This window comes from Streptomyces sp. NPDC054887 (assembly GCF_053610585.1).
This window is the reverse complement of sequence record NZ_JBSGYQ010000001.1, coordinates 16,451-31,575: the sequence shown is the minus strand read 5'-3', so window position 1 is coordinate 31,575 and position 15,125 is coordinate 16,451. Positions and strand designations below refer to the sequence as shown.

The following is a 15,125-nucleotide window of genomic DNA, read 5'->3' as shown; positions in this document are numbered from 1 at the left end:
CATGGCTTCAGGCATGAAGGGGTCCCCCCTGGAACGGAATGGTCGTGCGACGCGGGCTTAGCGCCGAGCGCTGCGAAATACGGAAGTGGTACGAGTGGTCCCGGTGTCGGTGGTGGCCTCGCCGGCCGGGGCGTCGGCCCGGTCCGCCGCCGCCGGATCCCCGACGACCGGGCCCGCCGGACCGGCCGCCGCAGTGGCCGCGGACGTGTTCCCGGCCCTGCGCGCGGCCGCCGCGGAGAGCCGGGCGAGCCGGGACTCGGAGTGGTCGAGCCAGCGCGCCTCGGCCTCGGTCTGGAAGATCAGCTGCTCCAGTACGAGCAGCCACGCGACGTCGTCGCGCGCCTTCTCGCCGTCCGCCCCCTCGACGGCGACCAGTGCCTGGGCCTTGAGCCGCGTGTAGTCCTGCATCGCCCGCAGGGTGGCGTGGCGTTGGGCCTGGATGACGGCCCGGATGTCGACGCCGGGCGCGCCGACGGCCATGGCGAGCTTGATGGCCAGCTCGTCGCGGGGCGGGCTGGCCCGGTCGACGGGCCGCCCGAACCAGCTCCTGAGCTCGCCCCGCCCCGCGTCGGTGATCGCGTAGAGCGCGTGGCCCGCGCCGTCCTCGCCGTCCTGGACGACCATGCCGTCGCGTTCGAGGCGGCCCAGGGTCGTGTAGACCTGCCCGACGTTCAGGGGCCAGGTGGCGCCGGTGCGCGACTCGAACTCGGTGCGCAGCTGGGAGCCGTAGCGGGGCCCGTGCTCAAGAAGGGCGAGCAGCCCGTGGCGGATCGACATACTGAGTATGTATACCGAGTATGCCGCCCCATGGCCAACCGTCCTGAGGGGGACATCGCACGTACGTCTTGAGGGGGACGCCGCCGGATGGAGGGGGACGTCGCGGCCCGCACTCCCGGGCCGCCCCGCGCATCCGTCACGCCCGCCGCAGCCGCAATCCCAGGAACCCGAGCCCCAGCCCCATCAGGGTCAGCCCCGCTCCGAGCGGCAGTACGTGGACGTCCAGAGGGTCGGACTGCGCCACGACCTGCTGCTCCGAGCCCTCCTGCGCCGCGCCCGGCGGCCCGTCCGAGGGCGGGGCGGCGGACTCTTCGCCGGGCTCGTCGAGCGCCTCCTCGTGCACGTCCCAGGATTCGGGCGCGTACGACCTGCGGGGGGCGGCCGAGGTGCTGGGCGACGCGGAGGCGGACTTCGACGCCGACGTACTGCGCGTGGCGCGCGGGCTGTCCGACGGACTCGCGTCGGCGCTGGGTGACGACTTCTCGTCGGCCTCCCCGGCTCCGCTCGGACCGGCGCTCCTGCCCGGCGGCCGGCCGGGCCGCGTACGCCCCTCACCGGCGGGCCGGCCGGCGAGACTTTCGGCGGGCGTGGCGGCGGAGGCGGCGGGCTGCCCGGGCCGGTCCGGAGCCGGCACGCCCGGCAGCAGCTCCCGCACGGCCCCGTCGCCGGGGGACGGCGACGACGTGGGTGCCAGCACCGGTGTGGGCCCCGGGCGGCGCTCCTCGGCGTACGCCCCCGGGACCGGCAGTGCCAGCAGTGCGGCCACCCCAACCGCCGCGAACCGGACAGCCATGGGACTCCGCCTCCTGAAGTGGACCGACCCGCGCCGGACCGCGATGTGAACCGACCCGCGCCGGACCGCGATGTGAACCCACCGCGTGGACCGCGATGCGGACCGACTCGCGCCGGGCGTGATGCGACCGCGATCCGACCGCGCCGGACCGCGCCGGATCGCGTGTGATCCGGAGCACGGGAACAACAGAATCAGCGTCACATGCCGCAACATCCCCGGCACCCCGGGTCACACGAAAGGGGCCCGGCGCGCGACCAGCGCACCGGGCCCCTCCTCACGTCCTGCCGCCGACGCGTCGGCTGTTCGGACTAATCCACGACCTGACCCACGACCTGACCCACGGCCCGACCCGCACCCCGATCACCGGCCCGACCCACAGCCCGACCCGGGCCCCGCGCCACGCCTAGTCCGAAGGCGGGTTGCCGGTGGACACCTCGACCTCGATCGTGGCGTCGTCCTCGTCCACGTCCGACCCGGACTTCGGGAACTGGTTGACCACGAGGTCCTCGCCCCAGGTGGCGTTGTCGACCTTGGTCTCCTTGATCTTCCAGCCCGCCGCGCGGAGGCATTCCTTGACGGACAGGATGTCCTTGTAGAGGAAGCTCGGGACGACGACCTTCTCCGGGTCCGTCAGCGACTCCCGGCCGGGGGAGCAGTCCGTCGTCTTCATCGTGCGCGTGCGGTCGGGGCCCCGGTAGCCGGGCTCCGCCGCCGCCTGGCTCTGCGGGGGATCGTCGGTGCCCGTCTTCTGCTCCGGCGGGTCCTCCTTGAGCGACAGCGCGGTGATCACGCCGCCGAGCGCGAGCAGCACGACCGCGATCGCGCCCACGAGCACCGGCATGTTCCGGCCCCCGCCGCCCGAACCGGACGCGCCCTGCGGCGACATCGTGTAGGGCGGCGGCGTCGGACCACCCTGGTGTTGGCCACCCTGGTGCTGCCCGCCCTGCTGCTGCATCCCGTGCGTCGCGTACGGCGCGGGCGTCGGCGCCGGCGTGGGATAGCCGTACGCGGGCTGAGCCTGACCGGGGGCCGGTGTCTGGGGCCCGTACGGCCCCGGGGGCGGCGTCGGCTGGTACGGCGTCTGGACGCTGCCGCTCTGCGGGTATCCCGCCTGGTCGACCGGCGGGAAGACCGCCGAGCCCACGCCGGATCCGCTCTGCGAGGGAGCGCCGGTGATGATCACCGGGGCGGCCCCCGTCTGGCCCGACCCCGAGACCCGCGCGATCTCGTCGCGCATCGCCTCGGCGCTCGGAAAGCGCTCGTTCGGGTTCTTCTTCAGCGCCCGCGCCACCAGGGCGTCGACCGCCGGCGGTACGGACCGGTTGATCGAGGAGGGAGCGACCGGCTCCTCCTGAACGTGCGCGTACGCGATGGCGAGCGGCGAGTCCGCGTCGAACGGCAGCCGCCCCGTGACCAGCTGGAACAGCATGATGCCGACCGAGTACAGGTCGGATCGCGCGTCGACCCCGCGCCCCAGCGCCTGCTCGGGCGACAGGTACTGCGGAGTGCCGACGACCATGCCGGTCTGCGTCATGGACGTGACGCCGGACTGCATGGCGCGCGCGATGCCGAAGTCCATGACCTTGACGACGTTGCGCTTGCTCATCATCACGTTGCCGGGCTTGATGTCGCGGTGGACCAGGCCCATCTCGTGGCTGGTCTCCAGCGCGGCGAGCACGTCCGACGTGATCTTCAGCGCCTTGTCGGTCGGCATGGCGCCGTGCTGCGTGATGTCCGCCTGGAGTACGGAGCCGAGCGGCTGCCCCTCGACGTACTCCATGACGATGTACGGCATCAGCGAGCCGTCCAGCTCGTCCTCGCCCGTGTCGAAGACCGAGACGATGTTGGTGTGGGACAGCTTGGCGACCGCCTGCGCCTCACGCCGGAAGCGCTCGCGGAACGACTGCTCGCGCCCCAGCTCGGTGTGCAGCGTCTTGATGGCGACCTGGCGGTCGAGGGCGGTGTCGTACGCGAGGTACACCGACGCCATGCCGCCTTCTCCGAGCAGGTCGCGCAGCTGGTACCGCCCGCCCGCGACCGAGCCGCCCGCGTAGCGGCCCTGTCCGCCGTCCTGGCTCATGACTGTGCTTCCCCCTCAGCGCAAGATTTACGGGCCAAGTCTGCCCGAGGGCACTGACACGTCAAGCGCGGTGCCCGTTCCGTGACCGTACGCGCAAGAAGCGTCGCGGAAGCGTTACAGCACGGGTGCGTCACGGATCCCGCGCGCGTCCGGAAACGAGTCCGGAATTTGCACGGGTACATCGGCAACGGGTTTGATGACCGGTCCATCTCGAACCGGGGCGTCGCGCGGAGGCTGTAGCGTGACGTGGCGGAGCACCCAGAGGCCCAGGGCCTTGAGACCTTGAGGCCCATGAGGACGACCGCGGACGCGGCGCGGACAGAAACGACGGCGAGGACTGATGGCACCCGAACCCGAGGGAAGCGGCGGCGGAGTGTCGGACGCCCCGGAATCATGGGGTATGGGCGGATTGGTCGGCGATGGTCGCTACCGCCTGACGCACCGGCTCGGCCGCGGCGGCATGGCGGAAGTGTTCGCCGCCGAGGACGTACGGCTCGGCCGTACCGTCGCGGTGAAGCTGCTGCGTTCCGACCTCGCCGAGGACCCGACCTCCAAGGCCCGCTTCACCCGCGAGGCGCAGTCGGTCGCGGGCCTGAACCACCACGCGGTGGTCGCCGTGTACGACTCCGGCGAGGACCAGGTCGGCGGCAGCGTCGTCCCCTACATCGTGATGGAGCTCGTCGAGGGCCGCACGATCCGCGAGCTGCTCCAGAACGCGGAGGCCCCGGGCCCCGAGCAGGCGCTGATCATCGTCTCCGGCGTGCTGGAAGCGCTCGCGTACAGCCACCAGCACGGCATCGTGCACCGCGACATCAAGCCCGCGAACGTGATCATCACGCACAGCGGCGCGGTCAAGGTCATGGACTTCGGCATCGCGCGCGCCCTGCACGGCGCGCAGTCGACCATGACGCAGACCGGCATGGTCATGGGCACGCCCCAGTACCTCTCCCCGGAGCAGGCGCTGGGCAAGGCCGTCGACCACCGCAGCGACCTCTACGCGACGGGCTGCCTGCTCTACGAGCTGCTCGCGCTGCGGCCCCCCTTCACCGGTGAGACCCCGCTCTCGGTGGTCTACCAGCACGTGCAGGACATCCCCGTCCCGCCGTCCGAGATGTCGGACGTGGCGCCGCCCGAGCTCGACGGGCTCGTCATGCGCTCCCTCGCCAAGGACCCGGACGACCGGTTCCAGAGCGCCGAGGAGATGCGCGGTCTCGTGCAGTACGGCCTGTCCATGCTCCAGGAGCAGGGCAGCCACACCGGCATGTGGAACACCGGCCCCGTGGAGATGCACGACGGCGGCCACACGCCGTCCGGCGGCACGTACCCGACGACGGTGATGGGCCATCCGAACCACGGCGACACCTCGCAGATGCGGGCCGGCGGCGCGATGCTGCCGCCGATGAACCCGGACGACGGGGCGTACGACGGCGGTCACGGCGGCCGGGGCGGCCGGGGCAAGATGTGGATCTTCGCGGTGCTCGCGATCATCGCCATCACGGCGGGCGTCGCCTTCGCGCTGGACAAGGCCGGCAAGAACGGCACCGACGAGAAGAAGGACCCGCCGAAGGTCTCGGAGTCCTCGCCGAAGGCGGAGAAGACGTCGTCCGACAAGCCCTCGGACGACGAGGAGACCTCGGCCGACACCGACCCGGGCACCTCGTCGACCGGTGGCGGGCAGCCGAGCTGGACGCCCTCGGACGTGCCGTCGAACTATCCGAGCAACACCCCGTCGCACACGCCCAGCCTCACGCCGTCGAGCCCCTCGGAGACCGATCCGGGCACGACGACGGAAGGCGGCACGGACGACGGCGGCACCACCGACGGCGGCACGGACGACGGCGGCACGACGGAAGGCGGCACCGACGACGGCGGCACCACCGACGGCGGCACGGACGCCGGCGGTACGACGGACGGCGGCACCGATGCGGGCGGTACGACGGACGGCGGCACCGACGTGGGCGGTACGGACGCGGGCGGCACCACCCCCTGATCCCAGCCCCTCACCCGGCGAACGCTTCGCGCACCGCCTCGTACTCCTTCGTCCACCAGACCGCCAGGGCCGACGCCGCAGGGAACTGCGGGTCGGCCCTCCGGTCGTGCCGCTGGTAGCGCCAGCGCAGTATCCAGAAGTCGTTGAGGCGCTCCCACCACACCCGGTGCACCGCCGCCGCCAGCTCGTCCGCGTCCGCCCCGGCGGCCCTGCGGTACGCCGCCGCGTACGCCCGCACCTTCGCCAGCTCCAGCTCTCCGTCCGGCCGTACGAAGAAGATCGCGGCGGCCCGGACGGCCTCCTCCGCGCGCGGCTGCACCGCGAGCCGGTCCCAGTCGACGATCGCGGCGGGCTCGGCCCCCCGGTAGAGCAGGTTCAGCGGATGGAAGTCGCCGTGCACCCACCCGGTGGCGGGCTCGGAGACCGGCGGGGGCCGCCGGTGCGCGTGCCGCTCCAGGAGCGTGCGCCGCTCCACCAGGCGGTGCTCGGCCAGGACGTCGAAGGCGTCGCGGGGCCGCCGCCCGCGCGCCAGCGCCAGCAGGTCGTCGATCAGCGCGAAGGTGTCGGCGGGGTCGGCGCAGTCGTGCGTACGCCGGTCCGCCTCCTCCATCACCCGGTCGAGGCAGGTGTGCACGAGCCCCAGCAGCGCCCCGAGCCGCCGTGACTCCGCCGTCGTGAGCTGGGCCCCGTCCCGGTGCCGGCCCTCCACCCACGGGTGCAGGGCGTAGCAGCGCCCGCCGATGACGGTGACGGTGCCGCCGTGGGTGTCCTCGACCGGCGGGGCGACGGGGACGCCGAACGCCTGGAGGTGGCGGGTGGCGCGGTGCTGGCGCCTGATGGTCTCGCGGTCCCCGTCGAGGTGGTGCTTGAGGAAGTAGTCGCCGCGGGTGGTGACGAGGCGGTAGCCGTGGTTGAGCAGGCCCTGGGCCACGGGTTCGCAGGAGAGGGGATCGCCCGCGTCGCGGTAGCGGCGCAGCAGGTCGCCGACGGGCGGCGGAGGGGCGAGTACAGATGAGCGGGGCACCCGCCAGATGTTAGATCACTCCGTCACAGAGCGTGCTCGTACTGTCTCTCGGGGGCGCTGTTGAGGGAGTGGGCGGTGGCGAACTGCGGCTCGATGCGCAGGTAGACCGGGTCGAAGGGCTCCCCGTCGACGTAGCGGGGCCCGCGGCCGAAGAGGGCCAGTTCGTCGCCGGCCGGATCGAAGATCTCGGCGGTGCCGGTGCACTGGACGGCCCACAGGGTGCTGTCGCCGGGGGTGCGCGGGTGGAAGTTGTCCGCGCCGTACGCGACCACGCTGCCGTGGCAGGACTGGTGGTGGTTGAAGCCCGCGTGCATGCGCAGCAGGACCCGCCCCTGTACGACGACGTGGCGGGCGACGGCGAGGAAGGGCAGGGCCCGCATGCTCGTGGCGACTCGGCCGTAGGGGACGCGGCGGAGGAGTTCGATGGCGCGTAGGTCCTCGGTGGGCATGCGGTTCACTGTCGGTCACCGGTGCGGGCCGGGAAAGGGACGTAAGTCCCGAAAAGGGGGTGGCGGGCGTCTCAGCGGCGCTCCTCCGCCTGCTTGCGCGCCACGTACGCGGCGGCCTGCGAGCGGCGCTCCATGCCCAGCTTGGAGAGCAGGCTGGAGACGTAGTTCTTGATCGTCTTCTCCGCGAGGTGCAGCCGCTCGCCGATGGCCCGGTTGGTCAGGCCCTCGCCGATCAGGTCGAGAATCCTGCGCTCCTGCTCGGTGAGGTTCGCGAGCCGGCTGTCGCCGCCGGCCCCGTCGCCGCGGGAGTCGCCGTCGCCCGACCGCAGCCGCTCCAGAACGCGGGCGGTCGCCACCGGGTCCAGCAGCGACTTGCCCGCCGCGACGTCACGGACGGCCGTGAGCAGTTCATTGCCCCGAATGGCCTTGAGGACGTATCCGGACGCACCGGCCATGATGGCGTCGAAAAGTGCCTCGTCGTCGGCGAACGAGGTAAGCATCAGGCATTTGATGCCCTCATTTCCCGACCGGACTTCCCGGCACACCTCGACGCCGCTTCCGTCCGGCAGGCGTACGTCGAGAACGGCCACGTCCGGGACGGTCGCAGGGATCCTGACCAGGGCGTCTGCCGCCGTTCCCGCCTCCCCGACGACCTCGATGTCGTCCTCCACGGAGAGCAGTTCGTGGACGCCGCGCCGCACGACTTCGTGGTCGTCGACTAGAAATACGGTGATTTTTCCTCTTTCAGGCACGCCGTCATCCTCACACATCGACTCTTCCCGTGCCCCGGGTCGCCGGGATAACGTGCCCCTGTTCCGGCGGCCCGCGAGGCTGTGACCAGTGGTTGTTCCCGAATTCTTCGATTTACTTGGATTTCCAAGCAAAATCGCAGGTCAAATGGGGTTTCGCAGTTGTGCGAGGCACTGGGTAACGTTCCTTTGGCAGGGCGTTTCGCCGGGGCACCTGTCACACCTGTTCCCGGCCGAGTCGCACCCACCCCGTGCACGAGGACGCAAGCAGGTGAGCCGCACTGGTCACCGGCAGACCCCGGGGGCCGGACAGACGGAGGAGCACGCACGTGACCGTGGAGAGCACTGCCGCGCGTAAGCCGCGACGCAGCAGCACCAAGCGCGTCAGCGCCAAGAAACCCCAGCGATCCGAGCCGGAGCTCGTACAGCTGCTCACCCCCGAGGGTGAGCGGATCGAGCACCCGGACTACTCGATCGACCTCACCCCGGAAGAACTGCTCGGCCTGTACCGGGACATGGTTCTGACCCGCCGCTTCGACGCCGAGGCCACCTCCCTCCAGCGCCAGGGAGAGCTCGGCCTGTGGGCCTCGCTGCTCGGCCAGGAGGCGGCCCAGATCGGCTCCGCACGCGCTCTCCGCGACGACGACTACGTCTTCCCGACGTACCGCGAGCACGGTGTCGCCTGGTGCCGTGGCGTCGACCCGACCAATTTGCTGGGAATGTTCCGTGGCGTGAACCACGGTGGCTGGGACCCCAACACCAACAATTTCCATCTGTACACGATCGTCATCGGCTCGCAGACGCTGCACGCGACCGGGTACGCGATGGGTGTCGCCAAGGACGGCGCGGACTCCGCGGTCATCGCCTACTTCGGTGACGGCGCCTCCAGCCAGGGCGATGTCGCTGAATCGTTCACCTTCTCCGCGGTCTACAACGCCCCGGTCGTCTTCTTCTGTCAGAACAACCAGTGGGCGATCTCCGAGCCCACCGAGCGCCAGACCCGCGTGCCGCTGTACCAGCGCGCGCAGGGCTTCGGCTTCCCGGGCGTCCGGGTCGACGGCAACGACGTGCTCGCCTGCCTCGCCGTGACCCGCGACGCGCTGGAGCGCGCCCGCCGGGGCGAGGGCCCGACGCTGGTCGAGGCCTTCACGTACCGCATGGGCGCGCACACCACCTCCGACGACCCGACGAAGTACCGGGCCGACGAGGAGCGCGAGGCGTGGGAGGCGAAGGACCCGATCCTGCGCCTGCGCACGTACCTGGAGAAGCAGGGCTTCGCCGACGCGGTCTTCTTCGACGGTCTGGAGACCGAGTCGGAGGCGCTGGGCAGGCGGGTCCGCGAGGCGGTGCGGGCCATGCCCGACCCCGACCAGATGGCGATCTTCGAGAACGTCTACGCGGACGGCCACGCCCTGGTCGACGAGGAGCGGGCGCAGTTCGCCGCGTACCAGGCGTCCTTCGCCGAGGAGGGTAAGTAGCCATGCCCGTTCAGAAGCTTCCCCTCGCCAAGGCGATCAACGAGTCGCTGCGCACCGCCCTCGACACCGACCCCAAGGTCCTGATCATGGGCGAGGACGTCGGCAAGCTCGGCGGCGTCTTCCGCGTCACCGACGGCCTCCAGAAGGACTTCGGCGAGGAGCGGGTCATCGACACCCCGCTCGCCGAGTCCGGCATCGTGGGCACCGCGATCGGCCTGGCCCTGCGCGGCTACCGCCCGGTCGTGGAGATCCAGTTCGACGGCTTCGTCTTCCCGGCGTACGACCAGATCGTCACGCAGCTCGCGAAGATGCACGCCCGCTCGCTCGGCAAGATCAAGATGCCGGTCGTCATCCGCATTCCGTACGGCGGCGGCATCGGCGCGGTCGAGCACCACAGCGAGTCGCCGGAGGCGCTGTTCGCGCACGTCGCCGGCCTCAAGATCGTCTCGCCGTCCAACTCGTCGGACGCCTACTGGATGATGCAGCAGGCCATCCAGAGCGACGACCCGGTGATCTTCTTCGAGCCGAAGCGGCGTTACTGGGACAAGAGCGAGGTCGACACCGAGGCCATCCCGGGCCCGCTCCACAAGGCGCGCGTCGTGCGCGAGGGCGCGGACCTGACGCTCGCCGCGTACGGCCCGATGGTGAAGGTCTGCGTCGAGGCGGCCGCCGCTGCGGCCGAGGAGGGCAAGTCGATCGAGGTCGTCGACCTGCGGTCGATGTCCCCGATCGACTTCGACACCGTGCAGACGTCGGTCGAGAAGACCCGCCACCTGGTCGTGGTCCACGAGGCCCCGGTCTTCTACGGGTCGGGCGCCGAGATCGCCGCTCGCATCACGGAGCGGTGCTTCTACCACCTGGAGGCGCCGGTGCTGAGGGTGGGCGGCTTCCACGCGCCGTACCCGCCGGCGCGCCTGGAGGAGGAGTACTTGCCGGGTCTGGACCGGGTACTCGACGCCGTCGACCGCTCGCTTGCGTACTGAGGAGAGCCGTGACGATGACTGAGACATCCGCTCCCGCCGCCGACACGGCGCGCTTCCGCGAGTTCAAGATGCCCGACGTGGGCGAGGGTCTGACCGAGGCCGAGATCCTCAAGTGGTACGTCCAGCCGGGCGACACCGTGACCGACGGCCAGGTGGTGTGCGAGGTCGAGACGGCCAAGGCCGCCGTCGAGCTGCCCATCCCGTACGACGGCGTGGTGCACGAGCTCCGCTTCGGCGAGGGCGTGACGGTCGACGTCGGCCAGGTGATCATCACCGTCGACGTGGCGCCGGGCACGGCGGCCCCCGAGGCCCCCGCGCAGGCACCGGTCCCGGAGCCCGCTCCGCAGCCCGCTCCGGAGCCCGAGGAGGCCAAGCCCGCGGCCCGCCAGCCGGTCCTCGTCGGCTACGGCGTCTCCGAGGCGTCCACCAAGCGCCGGGCCCGCAAGGGTGCGGCGGCCCCGGAGCCCGCGGTCGCCGCGGCGGTCCAGGCCGAGCTCAACGGCCACGGACACACCGTCGCCCCGGCCTCCCGCCCGCTGGCGAAGCCGCCGGTCCGCAAGCTCGCCAAGGACCTGGGCCTCGACCTGGCCGCGATCACGCCGACGGGCCCGGACGGGATCATCACCCGCGAGGACGTCCACGCGGCGGCGGCGACCGCCGTACAGGCACAGCCGGCCGCCGCGCGGCCGGAACCTGCCCCCGCCGAGGCGCCCGCCCCGGCTCAGGCCGGGGCCGGGACCGCCGCCGGTGCGGCCCGCGAGACCCGTACCCCCATCAAGGGCGTACGGAAGGCGATCGCGTCGGCCATGGTGAACAGCGCGTTCACCGCGCCGCACGTCACGGAGTTCATCACCTTCGACATCACGCGCACCATGAAGCTCGTCGAAGAGCTGAAGTCCGACAAGGACATGGCGGGCCTGCGGGTCAACCCGCTCCTCCTGATCGCCAAGGCGCTCCTGGTCGCGATCAAGCGCAACCCGGACGTCAACGCGGCCTGGGACGAGGACAACCAGGAGATCGTGCACAAGGAGTACGTGAACCTGGGCATCGCGGCGGCCACGCCGCGCGGCCTCATCGTCCCGAACATCAAGGACGCGCAGGCCAAGACCCTGCCGGAGCTGGCGGAGGCGCTGGGCGAGCTGGTGGCGACTGCCCGCGAGGGCAAGACGTCGCCGGCCGCGATGCAGGGCGGCACGGTGACCATCACCAACGTCGGCGTCTTCGGCGTCGACACCGGTACGCCGATCCTCAACCCCGGCGAGTCCGCGATCCTCGCGGTCGGTGCGATCAAGCTCCAGCCGTGGGTGCACAAGGGCAAGGTCAAGCCGCGCCAGGTCACCACCCTGGCCCTCTCCTTCGACCACCGCCTGGTCGACGGCGAGCTGGGTTCCCGGGTCCTGGCCGACGTGGCCGCGATCCTGGAGCAGCCGAAGCGCCTGATCACCTGGGCCTAGGCACTGTCCCCCCGGGGCCCGGGCGTCGCCGACGGCGACACCGGCCCCGGGGGAGCCGCTCAACAACTCGCTGGCCCCGGCGGCGGCCCACCGGGGACAGTGAGCCCCATGACGTCTCTCTTGCATCACGTGACCATCGACTGCGCCGACGCCTACGAACTGGCCGGCTTCTGGGCCAAGGTGTTCGGCGTCTCCGTCTCCGACGAGGACGCGCCCGGTGACCCCGAGGCGCTGGTCGAGACCCCCGGCGGAGCGGCGCTGCTCTTCGTGACGGTGCCCGAGCCCAAGAACGCCAAGAACCGCGTCCACCTCGACGTGATGCCGGACGACCGCACCCGCGACGAGGAGGTCGAGCGCCTGCTCGCCCTCGGCGCCACCCTCGTCGCCGACCACCGCAGGCCCAACGGCCGGGGCTGGGCGACACTGGCCGATCCCGAGGGCAACGAGTTCTGCGTCGAGTGCGGAGCCGCCGAACGCGCGGCGCTGACCGGCACCCGGCTGCCCGTCACCGCCGACGACGTGACCACCGCTGTACACCTGGCGGTCGACGCACTCCAGGACCCCCCGGCCGGCGCGGCACTCGGCGAGATCCCGTCCGACGCCTGGACGACCCCGGCCGGATCCCTCGACTGGACCTGCTGGGAGACGGTCGAGCACATGAGCCACGACCTCTTCTCGTACGCGGTCCGGATGGGCCCGCGCGAGCCGTCGCTCGACGCCCGGGTGCCCTACCGGACGTCTCCCGCCCGCGCGGGCGGCCCGGCGAGCGCGATCTTCGCCGCCCCCGAGGCCGGCCCGTCCGGACTGCTCCGGACAATGGAGGCGAGCGGCGCCCTGCTGGCGGCGATGGTCCGCACGGTCTCCCCCGACCTGCGCTGCCACCACGCGTACGGGATCTCCGACCCGGAGGGCTTCGCCGCGATGGGGGTCGTGGAGACGCTCGTCCACACCCATGACGTCGCCCAGGGGCTGTCCCGGCCGTGGACGCCACCGGCGGACCTCTGCGACCGGGCCCTGGCCCGGCTCTTCCCCGACGCCCCCGCCGACGAGGACCGGTGGGCGGTCCTGCTGTGGGCCACCGGCCGCGCCGAGCTGCCGGGCCGCGACCGGGTCACCGAGTGGAAGTGGCGCAGCGCGCCGCTGTAGCGGCGGCGGTGCTTGCCGTGCCGCTGGAAGGGCGGCCGGTTCGGCTGTAGCGCTGACCGGTGCGGCAGTGGTGGCGGCCGGTTCAGGTGGCAGCGGCGGCCAGTTCGGGTGCAAGCGGCGGCCGGTTCGGGTGGAGCGGCGGCCGGTTCGGGTGGAGCGGCGGCCGGTGGGAGGGCCGCCGGCCGCCGGTTGCAGCCCGCCGTACGCCGCCTGGCTCTCCCCGCCCCCGTGCCCCCGCCGGACGACCGGCCGAGGCGGGACGGGACGGGACGGTGAGGGGACGAACCCGCCGGACAACGACCCGCCTCACCCCATTCGCCCCCTTTCGCCGCCTCCCGACAAGCGCCACCCCCGCCTTCTGCCGACTTCGCCCCGCCCCCCACCCCGCGTGGAATATCCCGGCACCCCCCACCGTTGGCGTGGTTGTTAAACTTTCAACGACAGCCGCAGGACCGCCTCGGAGGTGAGCGCGTTGCAGTTCGGGATCTTCAGCGTCGGAGATGTCACGACCGATCCGACCACCGGCAGGACGCCGACGGAGAACGAGCGCATCAAGGCCATGACGGCCATCGCGCTCAAGGCCGAAGAGGTCGGGCTCGACGTGTTCGCGACCGGCGAGCACCACAACCCGCCCTTCGTCCCCTCCTCGCCCACCACCATGCTCGGCTGGATCGCCGCCCGCACCGAGAACATCATCCTGTCCACGTCCACCACGCTGATCACCACCAACGACCCGGTGAAGATCGCCGAGGACTACGCGATGCTCCAGCACCTGGCCGACGGCCGGGTGGACCTCATGATGGGACGCGGCAACACCGGACCGGTCTACCCCTGGTTCGGCCAGGACATCCGCCAGGGCATCCCGCTCGCCGTGGAGAACTACGCGCTGCTGCACCGCCTGTGGCGCGAGGACGTCGTGAACTGGGAGGGCAAGTTCCGCACCGCCCTCCAGGGCTTCACCTCGACGCCCCGGCCGCTGGACGACGTACCGCCGTTCGTCTGGCACGGCTCCATCCGCAGCCCGGAGATCGCCGAGCAGGCGGCGTACTACGGCGACGGTTTCTTCGCCAACAACATCTTCTGGCCCAAGGACCACTTCAGGCGCCTCATCAACCTCTACCGCGAGCGTTACGCCCACTACGGCCACGGCACCCCCGACCAGGCGGTCGTCGGGCTCGGCGGCCAGGTGTTCATGCGCAAGAACTCGCAGGACGCGGTGCGCGAGTTCCGTCCGTACTTCGACAACGCGCCGGTGTACGGACACGGCCCCTCCCTGGAGGAGTTCACCGAGCAGACCCCGCTGACCGTCGGCTCGCCGCAGGAGGTCATCGAGAAGACCCTCACCTTCCGTGAGAGCTTCGGCGACTACCAGCGCCAGCTCTTCCTGATGGACCACGCCGGGCTCCCGCTCAAGACCGTGCTGGAGCAGCTCGACCTGCTCGGCGAGGAAGTCGTCCCCGTACTCCGCAAGGAATTCGCCAAGAACCGCCCGGCCCGGGTGCCGGACGGCCCCACCCACGCGGCGCGCGTCGCCGCCAAGCTCGCGCAGCAGGACCAGGAAGACCAGAAGCAGGAAGGGGTGACGGCATGAAGCTCGTCGTCGTATCGGCCGGCCTGAGCGTTCCCTCGTCGACCCGCCTCCTCGCGGACCGGCTCGCACAGGCCACGCGTACGTCCCTCGGCGACGCCGACGTCCGCGCCGTCGAGGTGCGGGAGCTGGCGACCGCCATCGCCAACCACCTCGTCACGGGCTTCCCGAGTCCGGCACTGTCCGAGGCGCTCGACGCGGTGACCGAGGCGGATGGCCTGATCGCTGTCACCCCCGTGTTCTCCGCCTCGTACAGCGGCCTGTTCAAGTCGTTCTTCGACCTGATCGACAACACCGCTCTCGTCGGCAAGCCGGTCCTGATCGCCGCGACCGGCGGCACGGCCCGCCACTCCCTGGCGCTGGAGCACGCCATGCGTCCGCTCTTCGCCTACCTGCGGGCGCTGGTCGTGCCGACGGCGGTGTACGCCGCATCGGAGGACTGGGGCGCGGAGGGCACCGCCCGTACGGACGACCTCCCGCGCCGCATCGAGCGGGCGGGCGGCGAACTGGCGGAGCTGATGGAGTCGCGTGCGCGGTTCCGTCGGCCCGCCGACGAAACGGTGGTGCCGTTCGCGGAGCAGCTCGCGGCCCTGCGGGTCGGCTGACGGCCGCGC

At 71.7% G+C, this 15,125-nt stretch carries 13 protein-coding genes; 7 read left to right on the top strand and 6 right to left on the bottom strand.

The window, feature by feature from the left end; translation table 11 throughout:
* Positions 1–57: 57 nt before the first annotated feature.
* The 3 genes from ACWGH0_RS00150 to ACWGH0_RS00140 form a co-directional block, all read right to left on the bottom strand.
* Positions 58–777, bottom strand: coding sequence for a PadR family transcriptional regulator (locus tag ACWGH0_RS00150; RefSeq protein WP_453401832.1), 720 nt, complete (start codon positions 775–777; stop codon positions 58–60).
* 136 nt (positions 778–913) lie between these two features.
* Entirely contained in the window at positions 914–1,570 is a 657-nt protein-coding gene (locus tag ACWGH0_RS00145; protein WP_453401831.1) for a hypothetical protein, read from the bottom strand.
* Between the two features lie 403 nt (positions 1,571–1,973).
* On the bottom strand, positions 1,974–3,650 hold the full coding sequence (locus ACWGH0_RS00140) for a protein kinase domain-containing protein (RefSeq protein ID WP_453401830.1): 1,677 nt from the start codon (positions 3,648–3,650) through the stop codon (positions 1,974–1,976).
* 340 nt (positions 3,651–3,990) lie between these two features.
* Here ACWGH0_RS00140 and ACWGH0_RS00135 point away from each other — a divergent pair, with 340 nt between their 5' ends.
* On the top strand, positions 3,991–5,640 hold the full coding sequence (locus ACWGH0_RS00135) for a protein kinase domain-containing protein (RefSeq protein WP_453401829.1): 1,650 nt from the start codon (positions 3,991–3,993) through the stop codon (positions 5,638–5,640).
* Positions 5,641–5,650: 10 nt separating this feature from the next.
* Here the strand turns inward: ACWGH0_RS00135 and ACWGH0_RS00130 are convergent, their stop codons facing one another.
* The 3 genes from ACWGH0_RS00130 to ACWGH0_RS00120 all read right to left on the bottom strand — a co-directional run bounded on the left by ACWGH0_RS00130 (position 5,651) and on the right by ACWGH0_RS00120 (position 7,865).
* Complete coding sequence (locus tag ACWGH0_RS00130) at positions 5,651–6,664, bottom strand: phosphotransferase (RefSeq protein WP_453401828.1); 1,014 nt, start codon at positions 6,662–6,664, stop codon at positions 5,651–5,653.
* 23 nt (positions 6,665–6,687) lie between these two features.
* Positions 6,688–7,113 carry a pyridoxamine 5'-phosphate oxidase family protein gene (locus ACWGH0_RS00125; RefSeq protein ID WP_453401827.1) on the bottom strand — a complete coding sequence of 142 codons (426 nt, stop codon included), beginning with the start codon at positions 7,111–7,113 and terminating at the stop codon, positions 6,688–6,690.
* Between the two features lie 71 nt (positions 7,114–7,184).
* On the bottom strand, positions 7,185–7,865 hold the full coding sequence (locus tag ACWGH0_RS00120) for a response regulator (protein WP_453401826.1): 681 nt from the start codon (positions 7,863–7,865) through the stop codon (positions 7,185–7,187).
* A 326-nt stretch (positions 7,866–8,191) separates the two neighbouring features.
* Here ACWGH0_RS00120 and pdhA point away from each other — a divergent pair, with 326 nt between their 5' ends.
* The 6 genes from pdhA to ACWGH0_RS00090 all read left to right on the top strand — a co-directional run bounded on the left by pdhA (position 8,192) and on the right by ACWGH0_RS00090 (position 15,116).
* Complete coding sequence (pdhA, locus tag ACWGH0_RS00115) at positions 8,192–9,340, top strand: pyruvate dehydrogenase (acetyl-transferring) E1 component subunit alpha (protein WP_453401825.1); 1,149 nt, start codon at positions 8,192–8,194, stop codon at positions 9,338–9,340.
* A 2-nt stretch (positions 9,341–9,342) separates the two neighbouring features.
* Positions 9,343–10,323: an alpha-ketoacid dehydrogenase subunit beta gene (locus ACWGH0_RS00110; protein WP_453401824.1), complete on the top strand. Its 981-nt coding sequence runs from the start codon at positions 9,343–9,345 to the stop codon at positions 10,321–10,323.
* Between the two features lie 14 nt (positions 10,324–10,337).
* Entirely contained in the window at positions 10,338–11,777 is a 1,440-nt protein-coding gene (locus tag ACWGH0_RS00105) for a dihydrolipoamide acetyltransferase family protein (protein WP_453401823.1), read from the top strand.
* A gap of 108 nt (positions 11,778–11,885) precedes the next feature.
* Positions 11,886–12,923, top strand: coding sequence for a VOC family protein (locus tag ACWGH0_RS00100; protein ID WP_453401822.1), 1,038 nt, complete (start codon positions 11,886–11,888; stop codon positions 12,921–12,923).
* Between the two features lie 472 nt (positions 12,924–13,395).
* Positions 13,396–14,514: an LLM class flavin-dependent oxidoreductase gene (locus ACWGH0_RS00095; protein WP_453402046.1), complete on the top strand. Its 1,119-nt coding sequence runs from the start codon at positions 13,396–13,398 to the stop codon at positions 14,512–14,514.
* On the top strand, positions 14,511–15,116 hold the full coding sequence (locus ACWGH0_RS00090; protein WP_453401821.1) for an FMN reductase: 606 nt from the start codon (positions 14,511–14,513) through the stop codon (positions 15,114–15,116). Before ACWGH0_RS00095 ends, ACWGH0_RS00090 begins: the two co-directional genes overlap by 4 nt.
* Positions 15,117–15,125: the final 9 nt, after the last annotated feature.

Bases quoted from the DNA above. Each gene is read 5' to 3' on its own strand.
- ACWGH0_RS00125 (WP_453401827.1), bottom strand. From the start codon at position 7,113: ATGCCCACCGAGGACCTACGCGCCATCGAACTCCTCCGCCGCGTCCCC.
- ACWGH0_RS00110 (WP_453401824.1), top strand. From the start codon at position 9,343: ATGCCCGTTCAGAAGCTTCCCCTCGCCAAGGCGATCAACGAGTCGCTG.
- ACWGH0_RS00140 (WP_453401830.1), bottom strand. From the start codon at position 3,650: ATGAGCCAGGACGGCGGACAGGGCCGCTACGCGGGCGGCTCGGTCGCG.
- ACWGH0_RS00150 (WP_453401832.1), bottom strand. From the start codon at position 777: ATGTCGATCCGCCACGGGCTGCTCGCCCTTCTTGAGCACGGGCCCCGC.
- ACWGH0_RS00135 (WP_453401829.1), top strand. From the start codon at position 3,991: ATGGCACCCGAACCCGAGGGAAGCGGCGGCGGAGTGTCGGACGCCCCG.
- ACWGH0_RS00105 (WP_453401823.1), top strand. From the start codon at position 10,338: ATGACTGAGACATCCGCTCCCGCCGCCGACACGGCGCGCTTCCGCGAG.
- ACWGH0_RS00100 (WP_453401822.1), top strand. From the start codon at position 11,886: ATGACGTCTCTCTTGCATCACGTGACCATCGACTGCGCCGACGCCTAC.
- ACWGH0_RS00145 (WP_453401831.1), bottom strand. From the start codon at position 1,570: ATGGCTGTCCGGTTCGCGGCGGTTGGGGTGGCCGCACTGCTGGCACTG.
- ACWGH0_RS00090 (WP_453401821.1), top strand. From the start codon at position 14,511: ATGAAGCTCGTCGTCGTATCGGCCGGCCTGAGCGTTCCCTCGTCGACC.